The organism is SAR324 cluster bacterium (genome assembly GCA_015232315.1).
Lineage (GTDB): Bacteria > SAR324 > SAR324 > SAR324 > NAC60-12 > JADFZZ01.
Genome location: JADFZZ010000057.1, coordinates 1 through 12,586, shown reverse-complemented (window position 1 = coordinate 12,586; position 12,586 = coordinate 1). Strand labels below are relative to the sequence as shown.

Annotated in this window: 8 protein-coding genes; 3 read left to right on the top strand and 5 right to left on the bottom strand. The window is 46.8% G+C overall.

Annotated elements, in window-relative coordinates:
* Nucleotides 1–384 precede the first annotated feature (384 nt).
* The 4 genes from HQM11_20645 to HQM11_20630 form a co-directional block, all read right to left on the bottom strand.
* A complete protein-coding gene (locus HQM11_20645; GenBank protein ID MBF0353448.1) occupies nucleotides 385–897 on the bottom strand; it encodes a hypothetical protein in 513 nt (170 codons plus the stop codon).
* Nucleotides 898–1,642: 745 nt separating this feature from the next.
* Complete coding sequence (locus HQM11_20640; protein MBF0353447.1) at nucleotides 1,643–3,145, bottom strand: hypothetical protein; 1,503 nt, start codon at nucleotides 3,143–3,145, stop codon at nucleotides 1,643–1,645.
* The gene (locus tag HQM11_20635) at nucleotides 3,090–4,238 is read right to left on the bottom strand and encodes a glycosyltransferase family 4 protein (protein ID MBF0353446.1); all 1,149 of its coding nucleotides are present in this window, start codon (nucleotides 4,236–4,238) and stop codon (nucleotides 3,090–3,092) included. The genes HQM11_20640 and HQM11_20635 overlap by 56 nt, the downstream gene beginning before the upstream one ends.
* A gap of 11 nt (nucleotides 4,239–4,249) precedes the next feature.
* Nucleotides 4,250–7,324, bottom strand: a complete 3,075-nt coding sequence (locus HQM11_20630) for an SLBB domain-containing protein (protein ID MBF0353445.1) — start codon at nucleotides 7,322–7,324, stop codon at nucleotides 4,250–4,252.
* Between the two features lie 641 nt (nucleotides 7,325–7,965).
* Between HQM11_20630 and HQM11_20625 the strand changes: the two genes are divergently transcribed.
* Nucleotides 7,966–8,847, top strand: a complete 882-nt coding sequence (locus tag HQM11_20625; GenBank protein MBF0353444.1) for a tetratricopeptide repeat protein — start codon at nucleotides 7,966–7,968, stop codon at nucleotides 8,845–8,847.
* A gap of 10 nt (nucleotides 8,848–8,857) precedes the next feature.
* Here HQM11_20625 and HQM11_20620 read toward each other — a convergent pair whose 3' ends face one another.
* Entirely contained in the window at nucleotides 8,858–9,394 is a 537-nt protein-coding gene (locus HQM11_20620) for a hypothetical protein (GenBank protein ID MBF0353443.1), read from the bottom strand.
* A 397-nt stretch (nucleotides 9,395–9,791) separates the two neighbouring features.
* Here HQM11_20620 and HQM11_20615 point away from each other — a divergent pair, with 397 nt between their 5' ends.
* Nucleotides 9,792–11,786, top strand: coding sequence for a GAF domain-containing protein (locus HQM11_20615; GenBank protein MBF0353442.1), 1,995 nt, complete (start codon nucleotides 9,792–9,794; stop codon nucleotides 11,784–11,786).
* Nucleotides 11,787–11,892: 106 nt separating this feature from the next.
* The gene (locus HQM11_20610; protein MBF0353441.1) at nucleotides 11,893–12,273 is read left to right on the top strand and encodes a PilZ domain-containing protein; all 381 of its coding nucleotides are present in this window, start codon (nucleotides 11,893–11,895) and stop codon (nucleotides 12,271–12,273) included.
* Nucleotides 12,274–12,586 lie beyond the last annotated feature (313 nt).

Sequence of the window (12,586 nt, the reverse complement as noted above, 5' to 3'; positions counted from 1 at the left end):
TGTTTCACCCACGCTTCGTCGACATAGCCCTGGAGTAAATCTCTCACCAGTTCCGGATGGCTGAAAAGGTTTTTGTAGGCGTTGTCGTGCATCAGACAGTCGGTCCTGAATCGTTAAGGGAGCTTGTTTCGGTCTTGATCTTGGGCGATCTCCTCTTTTTTCCTCCATTGAAATCCATATCCAGGCAGAGGCAAGTCGAATTTCAGCGGGATTGGGAAGTTTCGCACTGACTCCAGCCTGGGTTCAGGACGTCCCACTCGAAGGGCAGTGGTTCCGTTTGATGTGAAGCATTTTGTCTGGTCTTTTTCCCATTAATAAATCAGTTGGGTGCGATCAATGTCAATGACCGGGACGCATATTCATAAGCGGGCACACCCGTAATATTCATTTGTACTGGGTAAACATGAATCCGAGAATGAGGAAGGTGGAGGAAACCGTCAGTCCCAAGGACCAAAGCATAAACCGATCCATCCGGGCAATCAGGGCATCAAAGCGTTTATCGACCTGTTCAAAACGTTTATCGATCTGTTCAAAACGTTTATCGACCTGTTCAAATCGTTTATCGACCTGTTCAAAGCGCCGATCCATGTCCTCTCGGACCAATTGGATTTCTTGCCGGAAATCCTCCCGACTGCGTTTCGATTCTTCATGAATTTCTTCCCGGCTACGTTTGGATTCTTCATGAATTTCTTCCCGGACCAATTGGATTTCTTCCCGCAGTTCCTGATCCAGATGATGAAAATGATTGCTTTGAGCTTTCAGGACCAAAATCATCATCTCCTCTGAAGAAAGCCCAACGCCATCGCCGATTTTGGTGATCAGGAGATTGGCCTGGTTATCCAGCCATTGTTCAAAAATATTGTCGTTAAACATCGCGACCTCCGTTTCAGTCCCCATTTCATCCCTGTCAAGCTTTGTGTTATCTTCGGGTTTTCAGAACAAAACAACACTACCTACTTTCAATAGAGAAAATGGATATTCCGGCTCATCCCAAAACGCAAGAACAAACTTAGTACAACGCCCCATCAATTGAACAACATCAGGACTTACGCAAACTTGTCATGCCGGCGTAGGCAGGCATCCAGTCCTTCAGACAGGGGGCTGGATTCCCGCCTGCGCGGGAAGGACAACCACGAGAACATACGGATCCGCATAAGTCCAGACATTGTTGCCTGACTTATGGGGTGCAGTACTTAGGCGATTTTCCCGGTGATAATCTCCTGGGATTTCTTTCAACTCACCCGGGATATTCGCATCGGGAATGGGACTAACGGTTGACGGGAAGAAAGGGATGAATTGGAGTCATACAGTTCCACTTGATCAACCCCTGATAAGTGGGATTGAAAATGGGAAACTATTTGAAATGCAATGCTTTTTCAACATACTGATTTCATCGGTGATGTGTTTTTAACACATACCAATGTTCCTGATTGTTATCATCATTCGAGCCTTTTTAGGAAGGTTTTTCATTCGGGCCAAGTTGCGTCCCTTGCGTACCATTCGTGATTTTCCAAATTAATGCAAGGTCACGCCCTCTAAATGAAAAAAGTGGATATTCATGCGCCCCACAAGATGCAAGGACAAATTCAGTTATTGATAAAAATGATAAGTGAATCATCCCATGTAGAAACGCTTAGATCCGTTACATGAAATCCAGATTAAAAAAAGTTAATCCTGTTTCAAACAACGCCAAATTCCAAAAAATGAAAGACATCACCGCCACTCCCAGGACGAACCGGAACACACCGAAAATCCAGCTTAAATAAAACAGCAGTCCCAGGCCGGTCAGTGCTTCCGCTACGAACCCCAAGCCAATGCCGTTGAGGCCCCGGAGATAGCCCCCCAGTCCCAGCATTCCCCAATGGAATACGGTACAGGCAATGCTCACACCGTTGAACAAACGATCCTGTTTCAAGGCCACCATGAAGATTTGACCGGTCATCATCAGCACCGCATAGGGTAAACAAACCATGACAGGACGAACCACCACCCACGATTCCCGGGCAAATTCAGGGGTGAGCCACCATGACACCAGCGGCTGATAGACCCACATCACGCCATACATCAGCAAACTTCCACAGACCAGATTTCCCAGGGAAATTATCAGGAACCAGCGTTGTACCTCTGGATATTGCGAAGAAATGGAATCCTTACGTGGGGAACCATTCGCGGTGTCCTGTTCCTGATGCAACATAAACGAGAGTCGGGTGATCAATGGCTTGTTGAAAAACGAGACCAGGGCGGGATATTTGAACAGCAGGCCGATGGGAATGACATACCAGGAAACCACCGTCCAGGAAAACAAATGGGCAATCAGCAAACGATCCACCTGCAAGGCCATGATGCCCAACGCGGTTTGAAAAAAAAACAACGATTGTTGGGTCAGACTGCGGCCCGTATCCCGTACATAATTTTTCCATCCATAAACCGCCGTCCATGGTTTTTGCCGGGCTAAAACCACTTCCGCGTCAGTCTGCTTATCCACCAATTCCTGATTTAAATTTAGATTCCGTCCAGGAGGTTCAAGGCTCAGGGAAAGGTGTCTGAAAGTGATCCACACAAACAACAGTCCTGTCCCCAAGGTACTATAACATGTGGCTCGTGAAAGAGACTGCGTTTCTGAAAAAAGCCCTATGCCAGCCACCCAGGAGATTCCCAGCAGAATTTGGTAGTGGTACACGGCTGTCAGTTTTTGCTGATAATATTGATGCACCACACCATAGTAGCCGATGGCGACCATCACGGGAACAGCCAGCAATCCCACCAATTCCCACTCCGAAAAAAACGAAACAGCTTCCCACCGGACCGCAACCCACATCCCTGCCCAGATCAGGAACCACCAGAGAATGGTGGCACTGTAATAACGAGCCACTTGACTGAAATGAAAGCGGGATATGCGCGGCAGACGACTCAACAGTCCCGCATTCAGATTTCCGGTAAAATCCAGCCACATCGCGGGATGGATCAACCAGAAAAAGAAGGAAAACGAACCATACAGTTCAATTTGAGAATGACGGGAAAACAGGACGGGCAACAGCAAACCGCATAGTGTCTGAACGCCAAACGCGATCACGCCCCAAAGCGTCACACTAAGCACAATCCCATCCACCCGCGGAAATGTCGGTATATAATTGAGCGATGGCATCCGCGTTTTGCTGAATGGTATATTCCTGTAAAATCAACTGACGCAAACTTTGGCCGATCTGTGAGGCGGCCTGCGGATGATCGAGCAAGTAGGTAATTTGCCGGACATATTCGTCAATATTCTCCTCCGGGATCAAAAAACCCGGTTGCCGGATTTTTCGCAACACATCCCGATTGCCCACCACATCGCTCAATACCACGGGAAGTCCTGTCGCCATGGCTTCAATCAACCCCAGGGACATGCCTTCCCAGCGCGAGGTATTGAGATACACCTCGGCCAGGTTCAGATAAGGACTCACATCCTGGATCTGTATCAAGGGAATGATCTGATGCACGACTGAGGAACTCCCGGCACTTTGCCGAAAAGCCGGATCATCTGCCGCGACACCAAGGAGTAATAGATACAGGGAGGGATAAACGGTGCATAAGCGCTCGTGGATTTTCAGCATCAATTCCACGTTTTTCTGATAACACATCCTCGTGACAGACAGCAGAATCCGGGCCTGTTCGGGAATTGCCAGGCGCTGACGAAGTTCCAGCGACTGCGCCGTTTTATGGACAAATTGTTCCGGATTGACTCCGTTTTTGATCACAACGGCGTGATGCGCTTGAAATAAGCGGAGTGCCAGCGCTTCCTGATGTTCGCTTTCTGAAACACAGATCACCTTGGCAGACCATTGGGTGAGCTTTTTTTCCAGCTTGAGATACAGCCATTGCAACCAGGAAGAGTACTGCCGATAATGGATTCCATGAAAATGATGAATGACAGGAATCCCCGTGAGCCGGCCAATAATTCGGGCATAAATGCCGGCGGCTTTTCCGTGGGAATGGATCAAATCGAATTTTTCCCGCCGAACCCAGACCAGCAGTTGAATCAGTTGGAGGATGGACAAATAGCGCAGATTTTTTAGGACCAACCGGACATTCGGGCAGGTTTTCAATTCAGGAAGAATCCCGGTAGTCACCGAAGGGCACATCACCGTATGCCGCCAGTGTTGCGGCAAATGCCGAATCAGTCGAACCATGTAAACGGGGCCGCCACTCAGATCAGCACGTCCATTCATCTGCAAAATATGAAGAGGCCCTTCGGTCATGGTATCCGTCGCTACAAGGTCACGGCCAGCACCACCACCGTCAGGATCGTGGCAAGGGATTTGAAGATGATATCCACCACGGTAGCGGTTTCCTTTAAAGTACTTTCCCGTGGTGACAGATCGGCTGGAACCACAATGATATCCCCCTCTCGAATCGTATAATGATCCAAATCGGAAATCACAAAACCATTGGGCCGAATGACATAGGTGTCCTCGATTTTAGCCAATGATCCTGGATTTCCCAACATCTCCAGGTAATCCCAGGCCGTGGTCTCGGGGCGGACCAAAAAGGACGCTTCCCCACGAACTTCTCCTTTCACCAGGACGGTATTGATCAGCGGCGGAATCGTGAGCGTGTCACCATCCATGAGTTCAAAATTTTCCGGACCACCTTTAAACTTTTCCAAATCCTCCATATCGATGACAATCCGGCCAAGATTTAGTTCTTGAATTCTACTCTCTTCTTTTTGTGACACTTTTTTGCTGGCTTCTTCTTGCGAAAGTTCTTCTTGCGTTTCAACCTGTGTCTGTGTCTGTGTCTGTGTCTGTGGATTGAGAGAGGATCTGACTGCGGCCAGTGCCTGCAAATGGGTTTCGGGAGACGTGATACTGGATGAGGCTTCCACCGTGCTTTTCAACAGAGATCGCTCAATATCCCGTTGTAAGCGTTGATCAGTGGCATCTTCCCGGATTTTCAGCAATTTTCGGGTAAAAATAACGCCCGGCAAGAACGCTTTGTTGGAAAGTCCACCGGACTTCTCCAGCAGATCCGAAATCCGGTCACCCGGACTGATTTCATAGCCTCCCGGAAAAACAACTTCTCCAGCAATTGTTGCGAATCCCGGTATGCGATAATCGGCGCGTTGTCGCAGAAAGACCGCGTCATCTTCCTGTAAAATGAGGGGTGGCGTTGTCTCGAAGGTGAGGGGGTCCATTCTCACCTGGATCGATTCCCGTGTCAGAATATCATTCTGATAGTGCCAGCGTTTGACCAACACGTGGGAATCAATGGATTTGTTATTCAGTCCTCCTGCCACAAACAGCAGATCCTTGATTTTCATGCCGTCCATAAAGGGATAGGTTCCCGGATTTCGTACCGGGCTCCCCTGGATGCTGACATGTTTTGCAGGAATCACATCCAGCCCATGAACAAGGATCACATCATCCGGACGCAAAATAAAATGGGTATAATCAGCCGGCGTGATATTAAACAATTCTCGGGTTCCATCCTGAAATCGACGTTGCACATGAATCCGGTCCCTGTAACTGTTCTTGGTGAAATTACTGGCGAGAAACACCGCATCCTCCAGGCTCATGCCCTCATAATAGGGATAAATACCCGGAGCATGCACTTCTCCCTGAACGGTGATCGTCTGTCTATTTTCCTTATCATCAAAGACCGTGACCTTATCCATGGGTTCCAGGGGGGTTTGCAACATTTCCGGATTAAACAAATTCACCCGAATCAATTTTCGTGGAGATCCCAACGACTCGCGAATAATATCCACCCGACCCAGGTAGGCTGTATTTTTCACCCCCGACGCCAGAAACAGCAAATCGTCAATCGTCATGCCGGGGATAAATTTATACGAACCGGGCTGAGTCACCTCGCCATTCACGGAAACCATATTATTGATCGGAAACAACTGAATCACATCCTTGTCCAGGATGAGCATATTGCCAATCTCTTTTTTTTGCAGAACATCCGCATAAGAGAACAACATAATTTGAGGTTGAGGCACTGGCTGATTTTCCACATACTCAAACCGTTGAATCTGTCCCTTCTCAAGATAGACCTGATCCAACAATTCCCCCCCCTGTCGCAACGCTTCCGCCAAGGTCAATCCAGGTTTATACTCATAACTCCCCGGGTTGCTGAAAGGACCGACCAGAGTGAAATAATGCTGTCGTTGATCGGCCACCGGATACACTTGTACGATATCGTAGGATTGGATGGTCGATTTTTGTGACAGACTCAGCGTTTCAAAGGATTTAATGCCGTCAGAATTGAGGCGCTCCACCATGATGCGTTCGGCATGAGCCGTGGGCAACAGCCCACCGGAAAGCTCCAGCACTTGTTCCAGGGTTGTTTCCTGCTTTAATTCGAAAATTCCGGTTCTCCGGACTTCACCGGCAACGGCGATCACGTTTTTCAGCAAGGGAATAAACAAAGTGTCACCGCTCTGCATGTGAACATTCTCCAAGGAATGGCCCTGTAAAAAATAGGGGTACAGATCAATTTCCTGGATCAGTTTTTCTCCACGCTTCCATTGAATCTGTCTGAGACTCCCGGTTTTTTTGATGCCGCCCACCAACGATAAAATATTATGGACGGACGCTATGGCGGGAACACGGTGTAAGCCGGGTTGATTGGCTTCCCCCAGGACATTCACCTGAATGGAACGTAACTGGCCCAGGGTGGCCGAGAGAAATTTGGTTCTGTTCTTCAATTCTTCATTGAGCTGGGATAGGTTCATATTCCAGACCGACAAGGCTTGAACGCCTGGAATATGCAGCATCCCGCTGGAATTCACCTGCAAGGACTGACTGCCCGACGCAAATATCTGTCCCAGACTATCATACAGGATCACTTCATCTCCCGGTCCCAATTGATATTCTCGCGGCAGTGCCGGATTCGCCACGGGGTCAAACAAAAACCGATCCGTGCGTAACTGATCATAACCCAATTGTCGTAAGGGCGGCTGAGTTCCCGGCGGATACAACCCCAGGGTTAAGGTGGGCTGCAGTAATTTTTCCAAAGGGGATAAATCCTGTTTTACAATCGTGGCAGACCTGTCGGCATTTTCCTCACGACGGTCTTTTTTTTCTGGTTTTTCTTCGGGGGTTGCCGGGAGATCCTCGGAAAAATCCTTGTTTTTCCGTCCTTCGGAAGTGTTCTCAGATGGCTTGGATTGGGTAGCCAACGAAGGATCAGATTGAGGTGAAAGCGTTTGAACCGTTGTTTCACGAACCTCGGACCGAGGCGTCCCCTTGGAAGCGGGAACTGTCGAACGTTTTGGGGTTTGTCCCCAGGAAAGGGACACACACAACAGCATTCCCAGCAACAAACCGGATAATGATTTCATACAGAGAGACTTCATGGGGATAATTAATATTGTGATGATTTAGTGGACGTTGGCGGATCAACACAGCGTTGAGTCATACTTCTAAAGTGATAAGAAAGGACATAAACTGACAATAGATGGTTAACAAATCAAGATTTTGTTCAACAGACCTGTTATTCAGGAATAGTGTGGGAACGTTCAAAAAATAACATAGGAAACTTTCTGGTTACGAACGGGACGTTCGTAACCGTTCCATGCCCCACCTCCGGTGGGTGCGAAGCAGAGCTTCGCCTGGTGGATAACGTGCCCCCACGGGACGTAGGGCACGAGCAAACTTTTACAACTTATTCTTTTGCCATTCCGTATGGACTCATGTTTTGTAACATCAACAAGGAATTGATACCTGGTGTTACAATTACCCGTAGATTGAGAACGGATACGGAGAGATCGTATACACGATGTTTTAAGGTCCCTCGTCGCTCGTACCTTGCTCTGTCAGGAAGACACATTCAAACTGTCAACCTGTCACAGTTTCTGAAAGGAGCCAACGATTGGTTGTGTTTTTTTTAATTGCCGATTTTGATTTCACATGTTACCTGCTAAAGAAAGTTACAGTCACTGACAACGCATTTTCCCGTTTGATCCATCAAAAAAAAGGTACTATGAAATACGCAAGAGTCTCCTCAGCAAAAGGCCATTTTTCAGGATTTTCCAAAACAGCGTTCATTTTGCTCATGTTTGTCCTGGCAAGTTTGAATGGGGTGGGTTTGTACTGGATCAACCGTCCCGGCGTTGCTGAATTCAATGCGGAGGCCAATACCCAGTTTTCTGCTAAAAATTATCAGGAAGCCATCAATATTTATGATAGAGCCATTGATCTTGCTCCAGGCCTTAAGGAACTTTACCGAAACCGTGCCATGGCATATCTGGCCATGGGCAACTACAACAAGGCTATTGCTGATTTCACCAAAGCTCTCGATGGTAACTCCGGTGACAGCGACAGCCTGCAAGCCCGGGCGTATGCCTATCTTTACAGCGAACGTTACCGGCAGGCCATTGGGGATATTGATCAACTGCTTCAGAATCAGAAAGAAAATCCTTACCTGTACAACCTTAAAAGTGTCGCTTATGCTTACAATGATCAGTTTCCACAGGCACTGACAGATCTGAACACCGCCTTGAAGCTCTCTTCAGATCCAGCGTTTGTTTTCAATCGGGGGGTCACTTACATGAAGGTTCTAAACTTTGAAGGGGCGCTGGAGGATTTCAGCACTTATATCAAACAACGACCGTCAGAATCCAAAGGATTGATGTTTCGCGCAAACACATACCTTGCCCTGAAATCCTATCCACAGGCATTGGCTGATCTTGAAAGCTTTCTCAACGCGAATCCCCCTCAGGAGGGGATTGCTCAAGCCCTGTATACCAAAGGCCTGGTGCTTGTAAAACTGAACAAAAAACAGGAGGCGATCACCGCATTTTCTGAGGCCTGTGCAAAACCTCACCCTGAAGCCTGCGCAATGTCAGACTCACTGGATAAATAACATCCCCCCATCACTCTACTTTGATAGTGCCTACAGTATTTCCATGACAACTGCTGCAGGCACCACTGGTGATTGCCGATGCCATGGTGGTGGTGTTTCCCGAACTACTCTGCACAATCGCATAGAGTCCCGAACCAAAGTCGATATTTTCGGTGGTATAAAAATTCCCGTTCCCATCAATTTCAATCACTTTAATGACAGAACCTTGTCCATTGGACTGGTCATAAAGCGTTACTTTTCCGTTAGGGTTGCTTTGTGTGCCGCCCAAATTATACACACTCCCCGCAACAGTGAAAATTCCTTCCCCTTTGCCGCCCGACACATGACATCCCAGACAATTCTGACCGGTATTGTGGCTTTTTTTCAAACCATTTGTGCTTACTTTTGATTCTCCGGAATCATCACTGCTTTCAGAATCATTATCTGACAGGGAAAGCTCGGAGTCCTCACTGGAATCGCTATCTGAACTTTCTGAGTCCCCGGTGTCCGCACAGGCCGTGGCAAACAAAACCACAAGAACAAGAGTGAGCCATTTGAGTTTCTTCATATTACTCCTGAATGAAAATATTGTAAATTTACGACCTTTTTGTCATACCATCAATGGTTAACGTCGGGTCATGAATAAAGAAAACGAGTTATGGTTGACATGAAAAATGCATCAATACTATCCGACATTTGACCTATTGAAAAAAACTTTTTATATCAACATCATAATATCAAGCATACAATCCATTCTGACATTTGTACCATCATCAGGATGACTCAAGCGGAACATTATCTCCGTTGCGGACACCACTCAAAAGCGCATGGATAACAGGTACAACAATATTTTATTGCAAAATCCTGATTTGTGGTGTTTACAAGCCTTTGGGGACTTGCTAGAAAACATACATCGAGTGAACCATTAATCCCGTAAATTGTCGGTGGGCCATTCAAGGAGCTTCATGGAAACCCTTAAAATCATGTTTCATGAAAACATGAAATTTCTGAACGATATAGATTTTCAACTTCCGGTTAATGAGTTGATCAGGGAGATGTTCACGGATCTGTCTCAGTTGGGCACGACTGATCCCACGCCAGAAGTGTTTATCATGTCCGATACAGATTATTTGAGTTGGACAATACCTGAGTTTGCAGAACCGCAATGGTATGGCGTGATTGTGCTGGATACGACAGGTACGTTTTCTCCCAGGGAAGCCCCTGACTTTTTTATTCATGTCGTTTCACCAGAGCTGTCACCCGCACGATGGAATTACGCACTGCTCACGACACTCCACGGAATTCAAAAAAACATCCGGCTCAATGAACTGGAAAATGAGGTGGACTATCAGGCGTTTGAATTAACCCGTCTGAACGAAATCGGTGTGGCCCTGTCCGCTGAAAAAAATCTCAATACATTGCTGAACCTGATTGTCACTAAAGTAATGGAAATCACCCATGCGGATGGTGGCAGTCTGTATTTGATTGAACCTATTCCAGATGTTCCTGAAGATCCTAAAAATTATTTTCATAACAAACGATTCCGCTTTCAGGTGGCAAAAAACGAATCCAGAAAAATTGAATTCCGTAGCTTCCCTCTCGACCTCACAAAGAAATCAATTTATGGCTATGTGGCCTTGACCAAACAATCGTTGTTGATTGATGATGCCTATTATATTGATGAGAATGCTGAATATGGCTGGGCAGGACGGGAATTTGACAAAAGCATTGCCTATCGCACCCAATCCATGCTGACAGTTCCCATGCTAAATAACGATGACACGGTCATTGGCGTTATTCAGCTCATCAACTGTAAGAAAAAGCAGTATTCCAAACTTGAGAATCCGGAACATATTCTGGATCAGGTGGTTTCTTTCACACACAAGCATGTCAAATCTGTCGAATCTATTGCCTCACAGGCTGCGGTTGCCCTGCAAAACGCGCGTTTGCTGGATTCCATCCAGGTTTTGTTTGATGGTTTCATCAACGCCAGTGTGAAAGCTATTGAATCCAGAGACCCTACCACCTCTGGACATTCCAGCCGTGTCGCGACCCTCACAGTCGCTTTGGCGGAACAGATCAACCGACTGTCTACGGGCGATTTTGCCAGTATCCGGTTCACAGACGATCAATTGCATGAAATCCGCTATGCGTCCCTGTTGCATGATTTCGGGAAAATCGGGGTTCGGGAAAAAGTTCTGCTGAAGTCGAAAAAACTTTATCCCAGCGAAGAGCAAACTGTCATGGACCGTTTTCGTATCATCCGACAATCCATCGAATTGCATTACACACGCAAACAGTTGGAATTTTTTCAGACAAAAACAAGAGAGGAAGCACTGGCCTATTTTGCGGAAACCCACAGTGAAATGGAAGACCAGCTCAAAGAACTTGATGAATTCCTTAAATTCATTATCCGCTGCAATGAACCAACAGTTTTGTCCCAGGGCGGCTTTGAAAAACTGGAGGAAATTCACAAAAAATATTTTTATAGTATGTTCAACATGCCCCGTTCCTATCTCACTGCGGAAGAAACCGCGTCGCTGTCTGTACCCAAAGGATCCCTCAATCCTCAGGATCGCAAGGAAATTGAATCGCATGTAACGCATACCTATAAATTCCTGTCGATTATTCCCTGGACTAAAAATCTGAGCAATGTCCCTGATATCGCTCATGCCCATCATGAAAAACTGGACGGCAGTGGATATCCACTCAGACTTAAATCAGAACAAATTCCAATCCAGTCCAAAATGATGACTATTGCGGATATTTATGATGCGTTGACAGCTCTGGACCGGCCTTATAAAAAAGCTGTTCCCGTGGATCGGGCACTCGATATTCTGGGCTATGAAGCCAAGGATCATCATATTGATCAGCGGTTGCTGGATGTGTTCATTGAATCAAAACTGTACCAACTCGTGACCAGATTTCGACTTTCAGGTAAAAGGCTGGAACAAAAATAATCTAATTATGCAAAAAAACCGCTGGCAGGTTATTGAGACATTTGTAAAATGCCCGTTGTTTTGAGTAACAGTGAGGAAAAATATCAAACCTATCAAGGATTCAATTATGGATATTGACAGTAACCGTTTTGTTGAAACAGGCGAAGACCCACGCTGGCCTCTTCAAAGTCCGATTCAGATCTATATCCGTGAAGATATGCCGCATCTGGCAGGTCATACCAAGGATATTTCCCTGAGTGGACTCCACATTGAAATTGGCGTAAAACTGCCAGCGAACGCGATCATCACTGTGGAAATCTATTTCCAGAGAGAAGATGTGTTTGCATTTATTGAGCAGACCCCGCTTAAACTCAAAGGCAAGGTCATCTGGCGAAAACCCCTTGCGGATGACTACGAAGCCTGGGATGTCGGCTTAAGGTTCCTCGACATTTCTGAAGAGCAGAAAAATTCAATTCTGGAAGAAGTAAAAACTCTCGAAGTCATTTGAATCACAGGGAGACCGCCCAGTCTCCCCCAAATGCGGTCAGTAAAAAGCCAATCCCTGTCACCATTCATAGCAGTCTTACCTCCTCGAACAACATCCACGCTTGTGACGGCAGACAAACAGGGGGGCACATTTTCAATGTCGTCAACTTAAGGAATTCGTCGCCGGGAAGTCCCCCTTTTCAAAGGGGGCATGGGGGATTTAACGCTCGGAATTACATCCCCCTAACCCCCTTGAACCAAGGGGGAATTGAAACACAGTACCCTTCAGAATGCTTAAGTTGATGACATTGCGCACATTTTCGGCCATGTGTCAA

Coding starts and splice junctions, on each gene's coding strand:
- HQM11_20640 (MBF0353447.1), bottom strand. CDS start 3,145: ATGCCATCGCTCAATTATATACCGACATTTCCGCGGGTGGATGGGATT.
- HQM11_20610 (MBF0353441.1), top strand. CDS start 11,893: ATGGATATTGACAGTAACCGTTTTGTTGAAACAGGCGAAGACCCACGC.
- HQM11_20630 (MBF0353445.1), bottom strand. CDS start 7,324: ATGAAATCATTATCCGGTTTGTTGCTGGGAATGCTGTTGTGTGTGTCC.
- HQM11_20615 (MBF0353442.1), top strand. CDS start 9,792: ATGGAAACCCTTAAAATCATGTTTCATGAAAACATGAAATTTCTGAAC.
- HQM11_20645 (MBF0353448.1), bottom strand. CDS start 897: ATGGGGACTGAAACGGAGGTCGCGATGTTTAACGACAATATTTTTGAA.
- HQM11_20625 (MBF0353444.1), top strand. CDS start 7,966: ATGAAATACGCAAGAGTCTCCTCAGCAAAAGGCCATTTTTCAGGATTT.
- HQM11_20620 (MBF0353443.1), bottom strand. CDS start 9,394: ATGAAGAAACTCAAATGGCTCACTCTTGTTCTTGTGGTTTTGTTTGCC.
- HQM11_20635 (MBF0353446.1), bottom strand. CDS start 4,238: ATGACCGAAGGGCCTCTTCATATTTTGCAGATGAATGGACGTGCTGAT.